Source organism: Enterobacter sp. 301B, from assembly GCF_003850715.1.
GTDB classification, from domain to species: domain Bacteria; phylum Pseudomonadota; class Gammaproteobacteria; order Enterobacterales; family Enterobacteriaceae; genus Enterobacter; species Enterobacter intestinihominis.
This window is the reverse complement of the sequence record NZ_PQTC01000012.1, coordinates 134,481-150,733: the sequence shown is the minus strand read 5'-3', so window position 1 is coordinate 150,733 and position 16,253 is coordinate 134,481. Positions and strand designations below refer to the sequence as shown.

Below are 16,253 nucleotides of genomic sequence, written 5' to 3'. Positions count from 1 at the left end.
ATTACATTCCTGAAGTCAGCGAGATAAACAGCGGCAGCGACAGGATACACAGTATGGAGCTCAACAGCAGCACGGCTTCAGCATCCGGCGACTGCACGCCAAAGCGGTTACCGAACACCACGCCAAAGAAGCCCGCAGACAGCGCAATCATCAGGATGGCGGTGATCGCCACGGAGCCGTGCAGACCGAAGATTAAAACGATACCCCAGGCAATCGCTGGCTGGATCAGCAGCTTGGCGATAGTGGAAGTGATCACCATGGTGTTGATCTGAAGCTTACGCGCGGAGAGGATCACCCCGGTCAGGAACAGCGCCGCAGCGGTCGCGGACAGTCCCAGCGGTTTAATCGCCGCCAGTACCAGCTCCGGCATTTTGATGCCGATAGCGGACAGGATCACACCCAGCAGCGGGCCCATCACGATCGGTTTTTTAATGGAGCGCCACATCAGCACCGGCAGCATGGAAAGCGTTGAACCGGAGTTATTGCCTTCGGCGCGGGCTTTCTCACGCTCCAGAATAAGCAGGCAGAACGGGGTCATCAGCACCGAACCACAGGCGATGGAGACCGCCACGGAGAGTGAAGTAGAAGAACTTTCACCCAGCACGCTGCCCAGAATCGGCAGGCCGAGCGCCGCATAGTTTGGCAGAGCGACGGTCAGCGTCAGTACGGCCGCATCCTGCGGAGATTTTTTAAAGACTTTGGTGGCGAGGAAGTAGATGGCCGCATAGGTGATCCACATCGCCAGGGTGAGAACCAGGATCAGCGGCGACTGCGCCACAATGCCGGTCCACGGGGTTTGCACGGTGGCGCTGAACAGCGCGGCAGGGAGTGCAAAATCCATAACGAAGATATTCAGCAGGGAAACATTTTTGTTATCGACCATCTTTGCTTTACCGGCCCAGAATCCCAGCAGCATGATGACGAAAATCGGTGCAAGAGCATGAACAATTACGTAAGTCATAAATCACCTGTAGTAAAAAAGTTTAAGCACTGGCGCGATGTTTATTATTTTCAGGATGCAGGTTCCCGCGTGGACGCAACGGGCGCGCCCACGGGTTAATGCATCTGGCAGGTCTCTTTTTACTTACCAGCTGGCTCGCATACGTTCACGTACGAGCGCCGAGCTGCGGCGGTTGTCAGCACCCAGACGGTTTTTCAACGTGATGTCCTGACGAGCGTCGCTGATGGCCTGTTGCAGGGTAGTTTTCACCCGCGTCAGATCGCTTTCGGAAGGGGCATCCGGGTTGCTGATATCCAGCAGGTCGGAGAGCAGCCCCAGCGTGGCGTAGTTGCTGATGTCGTACGCCATTGGCGGAATGGTTGCCGCCAGTTTTTCCAGCGCCTCCACGGTACGCAGCGTAATGCGCGCCGCAGACTCTTTGCCCATGGCATGGATCAGCACGCCTTTATCGTTGAAGGCAATCAGGCGGTTGGCCTGGTAGCCGTGCGCCAGAAACGCGCCGGACATGGCCTTACCGACGATAAGACCAATCACCGGATGCCCCGCCAGCCGCGCATTGGCATAGGCGGCAGCGGCGCCGGCCAGCGCCTGGTGGATACCAAACGCCTCTTCGCGACGGCCATAGGCCTGGCTTGGGACATCGATCACCGCCACAATCGGGCGCTTCACGGCTTTATCTGCGTCAGCGGCGACGGTTTCGCTGACCACTTTTGCCAGCGTCCAGCCCTCCAGCAGCCCCACTTCCCCTTGCGCCGCGCGCGGGAAGTGGTTGTTGGCGTCCGGCACCACGGCGACAAAGCGCACCGTTTCACCGTTCAGCTCGCCGTCTGCCGCCTGCACGGACGGGCATAACCCCTCCAGACGTTTCGCGTTCGGGGCCAGAGTTTCCAGCCAGAGTTCGCCACGGCTAATTGAGTTAGTCATCATTTCACCTCCCGGGCAAAAAGCGCTTTAATCTGTTCGGCATCGGCCTGTTTGCGGGTGTCGAAATTCGTCAGACGGTTCAGGTAATCGTCGTAGTTATCGGTGCGATGTTTCGCCGGTACGCCTTTGGCGATGGCCTCGTTCATCGCGGCTTTCACCGCGTTCACGCCGTCGCCCACCAGCGCGTCCACCAGTCCGCTTTCATAGCGCACTTCGCCGCCGGTCATGCTCCAGATAAACGGACGGTCGCGGGAGTCATACTCTTCAATGCCCGCTTCCTGCTCAATAACCTGCGGGCCGTTGAGGCCAAGACGCGCTTCGCGGGTTACAATCAGGTAGCTACACAGCGCCGCGGCGATAGACATCCCGCCGAAGCAGCCCACGGTCCCGGCGACAATCCCGACAACCGGGGTATAGCGACGCAGGTCAACGATCGCGGCGTGGATATCGGCAATCGCCGCCAGGCCAAGGTTGGCTTCCTGCAAACGTACGCCGCCGGTTTCGAGGCACAGTACCGCCTGAGTCGGAATGCCGTTGCGGTTATCTTCCGCCGCCAGCTCCAGCGCCGCCGCCATTTTGGCACCGGACACTTCGCCCATGCTGCCGCCCTGGAAGGTGCCTTCAATCGCCACCACCACTGCAGGCTGGCCGTTGATGGTCCCTTTCGCGACTACCATGCCGTCATCGGCCTGAGGAACAATCCCCTGTGGCCCAAGCCACGGAGAGATAATGCCTTCAAACGGATCCAGCAGTTCGCGGTAGCTGCCGTCGTCGAGCAGCGCCTGCGCACGCTGGCGCGCTTTTAATTCGATAAAGCTGCTGTCATCACGCATGGTTCACCCCTTCAAAAACCTGTTCGATACGAATGCGTGCCACGCCCGGCGTCGCGCCGAAGTCGTGGATGGTCAGCTTACCTGCGGGCAGGCTGCTGACGGTTTGCAGGCGATTGAACAACGCCTCCCAGCGCCCACGGCTGTTGTCGACGGAGGTGGTGATATCAATGGTTAAGGTCTGGCCCGGTTCGGCGGTGAAAAGCACCTCCATATCCCCGGAACCGACTACCCCTGCCAGCGCCCTGCCGCTTACTTCGCGGCTGGCGGGCACGGTCAATGTGATTTTTTCCATAACATCCTCTTAATGCTTTGAATAGGGCGTTTCGACGCGGTCAAGAAACAGCGTGGCGGCAAGCAGGTCTGCGGCTCCGCCCGGCGAGGCGTTAAGCGTCAGCATCTGACGGTCTAACCGCGCCAGCGCCTGCTGCCCCGCAAGTGTTGCGCATCCTCCCGCGTTCAGCACCGCACGGGCGCCGTTCTGCATGGCATCCAGCCCCTCCATGCCGGCGCGCGACAGCACGCAGGTGTCGGTGAGCGAGGTCATGATCGCCATCAGCGCGTCGAGTCTGGCCTGCGTTTCGCTGCTGCCGTTGAGACGGCTGAGGTGAAGCTGCGGCAGCGCGCGCTGCATGATGTGCGGAAACGCCTGCTGAGCCTCTTCACGCGCGCCCGGTACACGGTAGCGGTGCGTGACGCGTAACCCCTTGCTGAATACTTTCGGCGCCGCGTCATCCGGCAGTTTCGCCAGCTGAGCGGCGGTGTTCGCGACGGTTTGCGCCCGGGCATCGCCGCCCAGCATCGCCACCGCGCTCACCAGCAATCCCAGCGCCCAGATCGCGCCACGGTGTGTGTTCACGCCGTCGGTAGCGGCCATCATCTGCCGTTCGCCTTCACGACCCAGGCGGCCAACGGTTTGCCTGAGGGCAATATCCGCCGGACGCTGCCAGCTCTGTTGCGCCAGCGCCTGAAACGTGGGGGTCAGGCTGTGAGCGGAGCGCTCCATCAGCGCAAGCGATAAATCGTGATGCGCGCCGTTCCCCCGGCTGTCCACCAGACCGGGCTTCGGGCTTAAACGTGCTTCGTCAATCAGACACTGCGTGGCGGTTCGCGCCAGCCATTCGGCACCGCCTTCAACCTGGATCTGGGGCAGAAGTTTCATTACCAGCTCCGGAATTTCGCAGGTGGGTTATACAGGCCGCCGGACCACTCAACGAGGTCAGCCACGCTGCCCGCAGCCAGCAGAGAGCGGGTGGCATCGGTACGACGAATGCCAATATCTTCCGGATACACAACCTTGCCGCTCTGGCGCAGTTCCGCCACGCGTTTGGCGTCAACGCCCAGACCGATATCGGTGATACCCGCCACGGCGGCGACCATGGCGCGACGCTCTTCCAGATCTTTTGCCCGGTAGAGGTAAGCAATCCCCTCTTCCGTCAGCACGTGGGTGACGTCATCGCCGTAAATCATAACCGGCGCCAGCGGCATGCCGGAGGCTTTCGCCACGTCTACGGCGTCGAGTTTCTCCACGAAGGTTGGCTTCACGCCCGCCTGGAAGGTTTCCACCATCTGCACAACCAGCTTTTTACCGCGCTGCATCGGGTCAGGCTCGGTGATCATGTTCAGCCAGGCCGGTGTGGCGTGGCGACGACCGTGCGGATCGTGGCCCATGTTTGGTGCGCCGCCGAAGCCGGAGAGACGGCCGCGGGTCACGGTTGAGGAGTTAGCGTAACCATCAACCTGTAGCGTAGAGCCGATAAACATATCGACCGCATACTGACCAGCCAGCTGACAGAAGGCGCGGTTAGAGCGCATGGAGCCGTCAGCACCGGTAAAGAACACGTCCGGACGGGCGCGGATGTACTCTTCCATCCCCAGCTCGCCGCCGAAGCAGTGGATGCTCTCCACCCAGCCGCTTTCGATGGCCGGGATCAGCGTTGGATGCGGGTTCAAAGTCCAGTGTTTACAGATTTTGCCTTTGAGTCCGAGCTGTTCGCCGTAGGTTGGCAGCAGCAGTTCGATCGCTGCGGTATTAAAGCCAATCCCGTGGTTCAGGGACTGCACCTGGTGTTCAGCGTAGATGCCTTTAATCGCCATCATCGCCATCAGGATGTGTTCCTGTTTAATCAGGCGCGGGTCGCGGGTGAAGAGCGGCTCAATAAAGAACGGCTTGTCCGCCACCACCACGTAATCGATCCACGAGCCCGGAATATCGACGCGCGGCAGGTCGCACTCGTCGTCCACCAGCTCGTTCACCTGTGCGATGACGATGCCGTCGTGGAACGCGGCGGCTTCCACCAGCGCCGGGGTATCTTCGGTACTCGCCCCGGTGTAGAGGTTACCTTTACGGTCCGCTTTAAAACCGGCAATCAGCGCCACGTTTGGCGAAAGGTCGACGTATAAACGTGAGTAGAGTTCGATGTAGGTGTGAATCGCCCCGATTTCGAGCTGACCATCCTCCAGCAGCTGCGAAATGCGCAGGCTTTGCGTACCGGAGAAGGAGAAGTCGAGCTTGCGGGCGATGCCTTTCTCAAAGATGTCCAGATGTTCGCTGCGGCCCACGCTCGGCATGATCATATGCAGATCGTGCACGATTTGCGGGTTCACTTCGGCCAGTGAACGGGAAAGGAAATCCGCCTGCTTCTGGTTGTTGCCTTCCAGAACGACTTTGTCGCCTGGTGCGATCAGTTTTTCCAGCATGGCGACAAGATCGCCGGTTGGCAGTACCTTGCCCTGCACCGGTACGGACGCCAGACGACGCGCTTTCTCGCTGCGTCGGGTGTTCCATTGCCGGGTGGGTGTTTGCCCAGATAACATTATTAACCTCCTGATTCAGCACATCATTCTGATTTGCTTAACGTTGAGTAAAGTGTGCGCTCTGGTGAGAAAGGCATCAATTAAGCGTAGGACGTAATCATTAGCCTGAGAGTAATAATCAAGGTAAAGAAATGTGATCGGGATCAGTTCATGTTTCGGAAAAACGGGCTAAACGGGGTACAATTCGGAAGGTATAGTTAATTTCTGACAAGAATCAGCATCGCCCTTATGACCCAAATCATTCCCTCAGACTTCGACATTGCAGCCGAAGAGAGCGCAGAGTTCGTGCCCATGCGCGGTGTGGCTAACCCTCACCTGCAAACCATGCTGCCGCGCCTGATCCGCCGCAAGGTGCAGTTCAACCCCCACTGGCAGCGCATTGACCTGCCGGACGGTGACTTTTTGGATCTCGCCTGGAGCGAAGATCCGGATCGGGCCAGACATAAGCCCCGTCTGGTGGTGTTTCACGGCCTGGAAGGCAGCCTGCACAGCCCTTACGCACACGGTCTCATTGAGGCGGCGAAAGCCCGCGACTGGCTTGGGGTGGTGATGCATTTTCGCGGATGCAGCGGCGAGCCTAACCGTCAGAAACGCATTTATCACTCGGGTGAAACCGAGGACGGCTCCTGGTTCCTGCGCTGGCTAAGAGACAATTTCGGCGAAGCACCAACGGCAGCGGTGGGGTATTCGCTGGGCGGGAATATGCTGGCCTGCCTGCTGGCGAAGGAGAGCGACGCGGTGCCGCTGGATGCGGCGGTGATTGTCTCTGCGCCCTTTATGCTGGAGCAGTGCAGTTATCATATGGAAAAAGGGTTTTCGCGGGTCTATCAGCGCTACCTGCTCAACCTGCTGAAAGCCAACGCCGCGCGTAAACTTAAGGCCTATCCGGATACGCTGCCTGTGACGCTGCAACAGCTCAAACGCGTGAAGCGCCTGCGCGAGTTTGATGATTTGATCACCTCTAAAATTCACGGCTTTGCCGATGCGATTGACTATTACCGTCAGTGCAGCGCCATGCCTTTACTGAATCAAATCACGAAACCCACGCTGATTATCCACGCCAAAGACGATCCGTTTATGGATCATCACTCGATCCCCGCCCCTGACTATCTGCCGGATAACGTGGAGTATCAGCTCACTGAGTTCGGCGGGCACGTCGGCTTTGTTGGCGGCACGCTGCGTCGGCCAAAAATGTGGCTTGAGACGCGTATACCCGACTGGTTAACGGCCTATCTGGACGGTAAAAAATGATTATTCCCTGGCAGGATCTCTCTCCCGACACGCTCGATAATCTGATTGAAAGCTTTGTCTTGCGCGAAGGCACCGATTATGGTGAACATGAACGTTCGCTTGAACAAAAGGTCAGCGATGTGAAGCGCCAGCTTAAAAGCGGCGACGTGGTGCTGGTATGGTCCGAACTGCATGAGACGGTGAATATCATGCCCCGCAACGCGTTTCATGGCTGATCTTACACTTTTCCAGTCAGGGAGTTGCTATGTCTGCCAGACATCCGGTTATTGCCGTTACGGGTTCGAGTGGGGCGGGAACCACTACCACCAGCCTCGCCTTCCGCAAGATTTTCGCCCAGCTTAACTTACGGGCGGCAGAGGTAGAGGGCGACAGCTTTCACCGCTACACGCGCCCGGAGATGGATATGGCCATCCGCAAGGCGCGCGATCTGGGTAAACACATCAGCTATTTTGGCCCGGAGGCCAATGACTTCGGCCTGCTGGAGCAAACCTTCCGTGAATACGGGCAGAGCGGCACCGGGCAGTCCCGCAAGTATCTCCATACCTACGATGAAGCCGTGCCCTGGAACCAGGTCCCCGGCACGTTCACGCCCTGGCAGCCGCTGCCGGAACCGACTGACGTGCTGTTTTACGAAGGATTGCACGGCGGCGTGGTGACGCCTCAGCACGACGTGGCGCGCCATGTGGATTTGCTGGTGGGGGTGGTGCCGATTGTTAACCTTGAGTGGATCCAGAAGCTGACGCGTGACATGAGCGAGCGCGGCCATTCGCGAGAGGCGGTAATGGATTCGGTGGTGCGCTCCATGGAAGATTACATCAACTTCCTGACGCCGCAGTTCTCCCGAACCCACATTAACTTCCAGCGCGTCCCCACCGTGGACACCTCCAACCCGTTCGCCGCAAAAAGCATCCCTTCCCTGGACGAGAGCTTTGTGGTGATCCACTTCCGCAACCTGGAAGGCATTGATTACCCCTGGCTGCTGGCGATGCTACAAGGTTCGTTTATTTCGCACATGAATACGTTAGTGGTACCGGGCGGAAAAATGGGGCTGGCGATGGAGCTGATCATGACGCCGCTGGTGCAGCGGCTGATGGAAGGAAAGCAAATCGCGTGAGTTGTTTTGCCCGGTGGCGCTGCGCTTACCGGGCCTACGGGCGTGCTTTTGTAGGGCGGGTAAGCGAAGCGCCACCCGCCAAAAATTAAGCCTCGATCACTTCATACGAATGGGTGATGTTTACCGCTTTCTCCAGCATTAGCGCCACAGAGCAATATTTCTCCGCAGACAGGTCAACCGCACGCGAGACCGCCGCATCCTTCAGTTCTTTGCCGGTGACGATAAAGTGCAGATTAATATGCGTGAACAGACGTGGCGCCTCTTCGCGACGTTCTGACGTCAGCTTCACTTCACAATCGGTCACGTCATGACGGCCTTTTTGCAGGATCGACACTACGTCGATCGCGCTGCATCCACCTGCCGCCATCAGCACCATTTCCATCGGGCTTGGAGCTTTATCGCCGGAGTTGCCATCCATCAAAACCTGGTGCCCGGAAGCAGACTCGCCCAGGAACGTTAACCCTTCAACCCATTTCACACGCGCTTGCATATTCACTCACTCCAACGTTGCATTTTTTATGACAGATTACGTGTACGTTACATTTCTCGCAACGGAAGGCGACCTGCGTCATGCTGAAGCGAGACACCAGGAGACACGCGGCGAAAGCTATGCTAAAACACTCTGGATGCTACAGTAATACATTGACGTTACACATGTATGCAGAGGACATCAAACTTTACTGGCTGCGAAACGTTACGACAGCCGACTTCCCAGGTATGGGTAAGAATTCGATTGCAACCCCAGAGTCCGGATGCATCTTATGACTCTGGTGACAGCTTATAACAGAGGATAACAGCGCATGGTGCTTGGCAAACCGCAAACAGACCCGACTCTCGAATGGTTCTTGTCTCATTGCCACATTCATAAGTACCCATCAAAGAGCACGCTGATTCACCAGGGTGAAAAAGCGGAAACGTTGTATTACATCGTTAAAGGCTCGGTGGCCGTGCTGATCAAAGATGAAGAAGGGAAAGAGATGATCCTTTCTTATCTGAACCAGGGCGATTTTATCGGTGAACTGGGCCTGTTTGAAGAAGGCCAGGAACGTAGCGCCTGGGTTCGTGCAAAAACAGCATGTGAAGTGGCTGAAATTTCTTACAAGAAATTCCGTCAGCTGATTCAGGTCAACCCTGACATCCTGATGCGTCTTTCTTCCCAGATGGCACGCCGTCTGCAAGTGACCTCTGAGAAGGTGGGTAACCTCGCCTTCCTGGACGTGACCGGTCGTATCGCGCAGACTCTGTTGAACCTGGCGAAACAGCCAGACGCCATGACCCACCCTGACGGTATGCAAATTAAAATTACCCGCCAGGAAATCGGTCAGATCGTCGGCTGCTCCCGTGAAACAGTGGGCCGTATCCTGAAGATGCTGGAAGATCAAAACCTGATCTCCGCCCACGGTAAAACCATCGTGGTTTACGGGACCCGTTAATTCCGGTCAGACGGCGTGCCGCCGCAGGGTGGCACGCCGTTTTTGTCTCTACTCCTTATGTGGCGCAGGCTGATCTATCACCCGGAAGTTAACTACGCACTGCGACAAACGCTGGTGTTGTGTCTTCCCGTGGCCGTGGGCCTGATCCTCGGACATCTTCAGCAAGGCCTGCTGTTTTCCCTCGTGCCCGCCTGCTGCAACATTGCCGGTCTGGACACCCCGCATAAACGCTTTTTCAAACGCCTGATTATTGGCGGCTGCCTGTTTGCCGGCTGTAGCCTTGCCGTGCAACTCTTACTGGCCCGCGACATTCCTCTGCCGCTGATCCTGACCGTGCTGGCGATGACGCTTGGCGTAACCGCTGAAATCAGCTCGCTGCACGCCCGCCTGCTTCCTGCGTCGCTGATTGCCGCCATCTTCACCTTAAGCCTTGCGGGCAATATGCCGGTGTGGGAGCCATTGCTGATCTACGCCCTCGGCACGCTGTGGTACGGGCTGTTTAACTGGTTCTGGTTCTGGTTGTGGCGGGAACAGCCGCTTCGCGAATCCCTGAGCCTGCTCTACGTGCAGCTTGCTGAATACTGTGAAGCAAAATACACCCTGCTCACGCAACATACCGACCCGGAAAAATCCCTGCCGCCGCTGCTGGCACGCCAGCAAAAAGTGGTGGATCTGATCAGCCAGTGCTATCAGCAGTTGCACATGCTTGCCGCCAACAAAAATCATGAATATAAGCGGCTGCTGCGTACCTTTCAGGTCGGGCTGGATTTGCAGGAGCATATTTCCGTCAGCCTTCATAATCCGGAAGAGGTGCAAAAGCTGGTGGAGCGCAGCCATGCGGAAGCGGTGATCCGCTGGAACGCGCAGACCGTCGCGGCGCGCCTGCGGGTGCTGGCTGAGGATATCCTCTATCACCGCTATCCGACGCGCTTTAACATGGACAAACAGCTCGGCGCGCTGGAAAAGATTGCGCGTCAGCACGCGGATAACCCGGTCGGGCAGTTTGCCGCCTGGCATTTCAGCCGCATCGCCCGGGTGTTGCGCACCCAGCGCCCGCTTTATACCCGGGACCTGATGGCCGATAAGCAAAAACGACTGCCGTTGCTGCCTGCGCTCAAAAGCTACCTGTCGCTGAAGTCTTCCGCCCTGCGCAACGCCGCAAGAATTAGCGTCATGCTCAGCATCGCCAGCCTGATGGGAATGGCCCTGCACCTGCCGAAACCCTACTGGATCTTAATGACCGTGCTGTTTGTCACCCAGAACGGCTATGGCGCCACGCGGGTGCGCATTCTGCATCGGGCGGGCGGCACGATGGCGGGGCTGATTATCGCGGGCGTAACGTTGCACTTCCACGTGCCGGAAGGGTATACGCTGGTCGGCATGCTGGCGATTACGATGGTGAGTTATCTGATCATCCGTAAAAACTACGGCTGGGCGACGGTGGGCTTTACGGTAACGGCGGTGTACACCCTGCAGTTGCTTACGCTCAACGCCGATCAGTTAATTATTGCCCGCCTGGTCGATACCCTGATTGGCTGCCTGATCGCCTTTGGCGGCATGGTCTGGCTGTGGCCGCAGTGGCAAAGTGGATTACTGAGGCAAAACGCCCACGACGCGCTGGAGGCGGATCAGCAGGCCATTCGCCTGATCCTGAGCGACGACCCGCAGCCGTCTCCGCTGGCCTACGAGCGCATGAAGGTCAACCAGGCGCATAATGCCCTGTTCAACTCCCTTAACCAGGCCATGCAGGAGCCGGGCTTCAACTCGCACTATCTGGCAGACATGAAGCTGTGGGTCACGCACAGCCAGTTTATCGTCGAACACATCAATGCCATGACCACGCTGGCGCGCGAGCACACCATGCTGACGCCGGATCTGGCGCAGCGCTATTTGCAGTCGTGTGAAATTGCCCTCCAGCGCTGTCAGCAGCGTCTGGAGTACGACGCGCCGGGCGAGTCAGGGGATTCGAACATTCTGGAAGCCCCGGAGACGCTGACCCACGGGCCGATGAGCACCCTGGAGCAGCATTTACAGCGCGTTCTCGGGCATCTCAACACCATGCACACCATTTCGTCGGTGGCATGGCGTCAGCGTCCGCATCACGGGATTTGGTTAACGCGCCGGTTAAAACGAACCGCGTATTAGCCTCTGACGATCTTCGCGACCGCCGCGGCAAAACGGGTTAACCCGTCTTCGATGTCTTTGTCTTCCACCACCAGCGACGGCGCGAAGCGCATCACGTCCGGCCCGGCGTTGAGCACCATGACGCCTTCGTGCGCGGCGGCGTGCAGGAAATCGCGCGCGCGGCCTTTGTACTGAGGTTTCAGCTCGGCGCCGATCAGCAGTCCCATCCCGCGGATTTCACTGAAGACATCAAACTGTTCGTCAATCTGCTGAAGATGTTTCACAAAAAGGGCGCGTTTCGCATTCACGCCATTCAGGACGTCCGGCGTATTAATGATGTCGAACGCCGCTCCCGCCACGGCGCACGCCAGCGGATTACCGCCGTAAGTGGAGCCGTGTGAGCCCACATGAAATGCGGAAGCGATATCCTGGGTGGTGAGCACCGCGCTGACCGGGAAACCGCCGCCGAGCGCTTTCGCGCTGGTCAGAATATCCGGCGTTACGCCGTAGTGCATATAAGCGAACAGGTCTCCGGTACGCCCCATCCCACACTGCACTTCATCAAACACCAGCAGCGCCTGGTGCTCGTCGCACAGCTCACGCAGACCTTGCAGAAATTCCGGGGTGGCCGCCGTGACGCCGCCTTCCCCCTGAATGGGTTCGACCACCACGGCACAGGTGTGATCGTCTATCACCGCTTTAACGGCGTGCAGATCGTTAAACGGCACATGGATGATATCCGCAGGTTTCGGACCAAAGCCGTCGGAATACTTCGGCTGGCCGCCAACGGAAACGGTAAAGAACGAGCGACCGTGGAAGGCGTTATGGAAGGCGATGATTTTGGTTTTGTACGGACTATGACGCGTGGTTGCGTAGTAGCGCGCAAGCTTAAAGGCGGTTTCGTTGGCTTCGGTGCCAGAGTTCATAAACAGCACGCGTTCGGCGAAGGTGGCATCGATGATCTTACGCCCCAGACGCAGCGCCGGTTCGTTAGTGAACACGTTGCTGGTGTGCCACAGCGTTTCGCCCTGCGTTTTCAGCGCGTCCACCAGCGCAGGATGGCAATGGCCCAGCGCCGTCACCGCAATACCGCCTGCGAAATCAACATACTCGTTGCCCTGCTGATCCCAGACGCGGCTGCCTCTCCCTTTCACCGGGATAAACTCAGCCGGTGCATAAATCGGCAGGATCACTTCATCGAATGTCGCGCGGGTAATTGCTGGTTGTTCAGTTGCCATGTCATGACCATCCATTTTTATGTCACAGTGATTGTGAAAATATAATCACAAAATATGCATAAAAAATCACAACAAGGCAACAGATATTCAGCGATTAAGGAAATTGGCCAGCAGTGCGTGCCCCTGTTCGCTGAGAATGCTTTCCGGGTGGAACTGCACCCCTTCCAGATCGTACTCGCGGTGGCGAATGCCCATGATTTCCCGTGTCTCACTCCAGGCGGTCACTTCAAAGTCTGCGGGCAGGGTCGGCGGATCAATCACCAGAGAATGGTAGCGCGTCACGGTTAACGGATTGTTTAGCCCCAGGAATACGCCGGTACCGGTGTGCGTGATCGGTGAGGTTTTGCCGTGCATGACTTTCGCGGCACGGACAATGCTGGCGCCAAAGACCTGCGCAATGGCCTGGTGACCCAGGCAGACGCCCAGAATCGGCAGCTTGCCCGCATAGTGGCGGATTACCTCCAGCGAGATACCGGACTCCGACGGCGTACACGGCCCGGGCGAAATCACGATTTTCTGGGGCGCCAGCGCGTCAATGTCAGCCAGCGCGATCTCATCGTTACGGCGGACAACCACCTCTGCCCCCAGCTCACAAAAATACTGGTAAAGGTTCCAGGTAAAGGAATCGTAGTTATCAATCAGCAGAATCATGGCGGCTCCTGAAAAAATGGCCGCCCTATTTTACTCAGATCCCCGCGCTTCGCTCACAACTTTGGCAAAGATAGCATTCAGGGCGGTCAGATCACCCATCGCCCCGCTCTGGTTGGCAGATGCCCAGTCGTCCGGGTCGATCCCCTGCCAGTTCAGCACGTAGCCCGCATGGATCGCCAGCTGTTCAAAGAAGATCCGCTGAGCCACGCCATTACCGCTCATAAACGGATGTAGCATGTTGATTTCACAGTAGTAATGACTGATTCTGTCTGTAAACTCTTCTTTCTGAAGGCCCACCAGATATTTATCGCTTTCCAGCGAAGCCATCAGCTCATTACCCACCTTCTCGATGTACTCGAAATGGCAAAATGGAATGTCGCCCTTGGAGATATCGGCGGTGCGCAGCTCGCCAGCGCCTTTCATTTCGTTGCGGAATAAATGGCGGTGAATAAGGCACAGATGGGGTAAACCCGGTGCAGAAGGCCCCAGTGCCAGCATCTCGATATCGGGTTCAGCGGGACCCTTGCCTTTTTCAAGGAGGCAACTGGCCTGAAGATTGACGCTACGCTGTTGCTCCCAGAGTCGGGATTTTTGCTTGTCGGTGAGTTTTTTCACTACGCCTCCCTGAATAGTCCGTTTGCCACAAGTATAAGCAGCAAAACGCGCTTTCGCAGGGAGGGCGGAAAGACACGGGCAGGATGTGCCCGTGTGAGGGAACGATTACGGCAGCACTTTCGCGGAGAGAATCACCACTGGCTTAGACGGCACATTCTGGTATGGACCGACATCGTGAGTCTGAACCTGAGAGATCTTGTCCGCCACGTCCATGCCTTTCACCACTTTACCGAACACCGCGTAGCCAAAGTCGCGCTGGCCGTGGTCCAGGAAGGCGTTATCCGCCACGTTGAGGAAGAACTGGCTGGTGGCGCTGTCTTTATCCGCCGTACGCGCCATAGAAATGGTGCCGCGCTTGTTCAGCAGGCCGTTATCCGCTTCATTTTTGATTGGCGGGTTAGGCTTTTTCTGCTGCATCTGCTCGTTGAAACCGCCGCCCTGAATCATAAAGCCCGGGATCACGCGGTGGAACGTGGTGTTGTTATAAAAACCACTGTTCACGTAGTCGAGGAAGTTTTTCACAGAAACAGGGGCTTTCTGGCTATCCAGCTCCAGCTCAATATTCCCCGCAGAGGTAGTCAGCAGGACGTGAGGGTCTCCTTTAGCTGCCAGCGCAGCAGGGGAAACGGCAGAAAGAGCAAACACAGCTGCGACAGCCGCCAGTGTTGATTTGAGCATGAGAATTCCTTAACAAAGCGCAGTATAAAAAGCGAATGGCTTGATTCTAAAGAGCAGTATGACCCCAGACCAGTCTTTTACCTAATTTTACGAAATTGAAACAATTATTACCGCGCAAACGATTGTTCACCCCGCGATTTAATGTGATCTCCATCACGTTAAAGCCTGCAATTGTGCTCAATATTTTCTGAAAAGATTTAATTAGATCACTTTCGCGACTAAAATCTGCCCGCTCAAACGCAGTCATTGCGTTTTTCTTTACTTTTAACAGGCCAGACATGACTAACAGCAATCGCATCAAGCTCACATGGATCAGCTTCTTCTCCTACGCCCTGACCGGCGCGTTGGTGATCGTCACCGGGATGGTGATGGGAAATATCGCAGACTATTTCCAGTTGCCCGTTTCCAGCATGAGCAATACCTTCACTTTCCTGAACGCGGGGATCCTGATCTCTATTTTCCTTAATGCCTGGCTGATGGAAATCGTGCCGCTGAAAACCCAGCTGCGCTTCGGCTTCGTGCTAATGGTTGCCGCCGTGGCGGGCCTGGTGCTGAGCCACAGCATCGCCCTCTTCTCTGCCGCCATGTTCGTACTGGGCCTGGTGAGCGGGATCACCATGTCGATCGGTACGTTCCTGATCACCCATATGTATGAAGGCCGCCAGCGCGGCGCGCGTCTGCTGTTCACCGACTCCTTCTTCAGCATGGCCGGGATGATTTTCCCGATGGTTGCCGCGTATCTTCTGGCGCGCAGCATTGAGTGGTACTGGGTGTACGCCTGCATTGGTCTGGTCTATGTCGCGATCTTTATTCTCACCTTCGGCTGCGAGTTCCCGGTGCTGGGCAAAAAAGCGCAGACCACGTCTGAGCCAGTTGCGAAAGAAAAATGGGGTATCGGCGTGCTGTTCCTTTCCATCGCCGCGCTGTGTTACATCCTGGGCCAGCTGGGCTTTATCTCCTGGGTTCCTGAGTATGCGAAAGGTCTGGGCATGAGTCTGAACGACGCGGGTAAACTGGTGAGCGATTTCTGGATGTCTTACATGTTCGGCATGTGGGCGTTTAGCTTTATCCTGCGCTTCTTCGACCTGCAACGGATCCTGACCGTTCTGGCGGGTCTGGCAACCGTGCTGATGTATCTGTTCATCAACGGTTCCCCGGAGCATATGCCGTGGTTCATCCTGACCCTGGGCTTCTTCTCCAGCGCGATTTATACCTCGATCATCACCCTTGGCTCTCTTCAGACCAAAGTGGCCTCGCCAAAGCTGGTGAACTTCGTGCTGACCTGCGGCACCATCGGCACCATGCTGACCTTCGTGGTCACGGGCCCAATTGTGGCGCACAGCGGCCCGCTGGCGGCGCTGCATACCGCTAACGGTCTGTACGCCGTGGTGTTCATCATGTGCTTCGTGCTGGGCTTTGTGACCCGTCACCGCCAGCACAATACAGCAACGGCTACCCACTAATCGCCGTAACCCCTTTGCGTACTGCAAAGGGGTTTTCCCCTCCTCACCCGCCCTGCCCGCCGATGGGTAAAAAACCCCACCAAAATTGTGCGAAAAACAAGCAAGCACAAAAATCAAACAATATCCGTAACTTATAAAAATCCTGACAAATCAT

The 16,253-nt window shown here is 57.1% G+C and carries 17 protein-coding genes; 6 read left to right on the top strand and 11 right to left on the bottom strand.

The window, feature by feature from the left end:
* Position 1 precedes the first annotated feature (1 nt).
* From C3451_RS14910 to mdcA, 6 genes are all read right to left on the bottom strand, one after another.
* Positions 2–961 (bottom strand): AEC family transporter, encoded by a 960-nt coding sequence (locus C3451_RS14910; RefSeq protein WP_023307100.1) that lies wholly within the window; start codon positions 959–961, stop codon positions 2–4.
* A gap of 123 nt (positions 962–1,084) precedes the next feature.
* The gene (gene mdcE, locus C3451_RS14905) at positions 1,085–1,885 is read right to left on the bottom strand and encodes a biotin-independent malonate decarboxylase subunit gamma (protein ID WP_038417081.1); all 801 of its coding nucleotides are present in this window, start codon (positions 1,883–1,885) and stop codon (positions 1,085–1,087) included.
* The gene (locus tag C3451_RS14900; protein WP_003861672.1) at positions 1,885–2,718 is read right to left on the bottom strand and encodes a biotin-independent malonate decarboxylase subunit beta; all 834 of its coding nucleotides are present in this window, start codon (positions 2,716–2,718) and stop codon (positions 1,885–1,887) included. The genes mdcE and C3451_RS14900 overlap by 1 nt, the downstream gene beginning before the upstream one ends.
* Complete coding sequence (mdcC, locus tag C3451_RS14895) at positions 2,711–3,010, bottom strand: malonate decarboxylase acyl carrier protein (RefSeq protein WP_000411786.1); 300 nt, start codon at positions 3,008–3,010, stop codon at positions 2,711–2,713. Before mdcC ends, C3451_RS14900 begins: the two co-directional genes overlap by 8 nt.
* Before the next feature lie 9 nt (positions 3,011–3,019).
* On the bottom strand, positions 3,020–3,877 hold the full coding sequence (locus tag C3451_RS14890) for a triphosphoribosyl-dephospho-CoA synthase (protein ID WP_022649605.1): 858 nt from the start codon (positions 3,875–3,877) through the stop codon (positions 3,020–3,022).
* Positions 3,877–5,532 carry a malonate decarboxylase subunit alpha gene (gene mdcA, locus C3451_RS14885; protein ID WP_063139319.1) on the bottom strand — a complete coding sequence of 552 codons (1,656 nt, stop codon included), beginning with the start codon at positions 5,530–5,532 and terminating at the stop codon, positions 3,877–3,879. The genes C3451_RS14890 and mdcA overlap by 1 nt, the downstream gene beginning before the upstream one ends.
* A gap of 228 nt (positions 5,533–5,760) precedes the next feature.
* Between mdcA and C3451_RS14880 the strand changes: the two genes are divergently transcribed.
* From C3451_RS14880 to C3451_RS14870, 3 genes are read left to right on the top strand one after another with little or no spacing between them, the layout of a single operon-like run.
* Entirely contained in the window at positions 5,761–6,783 is a 1,023-nt protein-coding gene (locus C3451_RS14880) for a hydrolase (RefSeq protein WP_022649607.1), read from the top strand.
* The gene (locus C3451_RS14875) at positions 6,780–6,998 is read left to right on the top strand and encodes a YheU family protein (protein ID WP_022649608.1); all 219 of its coding nucleotides are present in this window, start codon (positions 6,780–6,782) and stop codon (positions 6,996–6,998) included. The genes C3451_RS14880 and C3451_RS14875 overlap by 4 nt, the downstream gene beginning before the upstream one ends.
* A 29-nt stretch (positions 6,999–7,027) precedes the next feature.
* Complete coding sequence (locus C3451_RS14870) at positions 7,028–7,897, top strand: phosphoribulokinase (RefSeq protein WP_003861663.1); 870 nt, start codon at positions 7,028–7,030, stop codon at positions 7,895–7,897.
* 85 nt (positions 7,898–7,982) lie between these two features.
* On the opposite strand, the gene C3451_RS14865 is transcribed toward C3451_RS14870, so the two are convergent.
* Positions 7,983–8,387, bottom strand: a complete 405-nt coding sequence (locus C3451_RS14865; protein WP_022649609.1) for an OsmC family protein — start codon at positions 8,385–8,387, stop codon at positions 7,983–7,985.
* A 310-nt stretch (positions 8,388–8,697) separates the two neighbouring features.
* On the opposite strand from C3451_RS14865, the gene crp reads away from it, so the two are divergent.
* Both crp and C3451_RS14855 read left to right on the top strand, forming a co-directional pair.
* Entirely contained in the window at positions 8,698–9,330 is a 633-nt protein-coding gene (gene crp / locus C3451_RS14860) for a cAMP-activated global transcriptional regulator CRP (protein ID WP_000242758.1), read from the top strand.
* A gap of 57 nt (positions 9,331–9,387) precedes the next feature.
* Positions 9,388–11,475 carry a YccS/YhfK family putative transporter gene (locus C3451_RS14855; RefSeq protein ID WP_023298768.1) on the top strand — a complete coding sequence of 696 codons (2,088 nt, stop codon included), beginning with the start codon at positions 9,388–9,390 and terminating at the stop codon, positions 11,473–11,475.
* On the opposite strand, the gene C3451_RS14850 is transcribed toward C3451_RS14855, so the two are convergent.
* The 4 genes from C3451_RS14850 to ppiA all read right to left on the bottom strand — a co-directional run bounded on the left by C3451_RS14850 (position 11,472) and on the right by ppiA (position 14,636).
* Positions 11,472–12,692: an aspartate aminotransferase family protein gene (locus C3451_RS14850; RefSeq protein ID WP_022649611.1), complete on the bottom strand. Its 1,221-nt coding sequence runs from the start codon at positions 12,690–12,692 to the stop codon at positions 11,472–11,474. The genes C3451_RS14855 and C3451_RS14850 overlap by 4 nt on opposite strands.
* A gap of 87 nt (positions 12,693–12,779) precedes the next feature.
* On the bottom strand, positions 12,780–13,343 hold the full coding sequence (gene pabA / locus C3451_RS14845; RefSeq protein WP_022649612.1) for an aminodeoxychorismate synthase component 2: 564 nt from the start codon (positions 13,341–13,343) through the stop codon (positions 12,780–12,782).
* A 30-nt stretch (positions 13,344–13,373) separates the two neighbouring features.
* A complete protein-coding gene (locus C3451_RS14840) occupies positions 13,374–13,958 on the bottom strand; it encodes a putative adenosine monophosphate-protein transferase Fic (protein WP_038416836.1) in 585 nt (194 codons plus the stop codon).
* A gap of 105 nt (positions 13,959–14,063) precedes the next feature.
* Positions 14,064–14,636: a peptidylprolyl isomerase A gene (gene ppiA / locus C3451_RS14835; RefSeq protein ID WP_022649614.1), complete on the bottom strand. Its 573-nt coding sequence runs from the start codon at positions 14,634–14,636 to the stop codon at positions 14,064–14,066.
* Positions 14,637–14,914: 278 nt separating this feature from the next.
* Here ppiA and tsgA point away from each other — a divergent pair, with 278 nt between their 5' ends.
* Positions 14,915–16,099: an MFS transporter TsgA gene (gene tsgA / locus C3451_RS14825; RefSeq protein ID WP_045621719.1), complete on the top strand. Its 1,185-nt coding sequence runs from the start codon at positions 14,915–14,917 to the stop codon at positions 16,097–16,099.
* Positions 16,100–16,253: the final 154 nt, after the last annotated feature.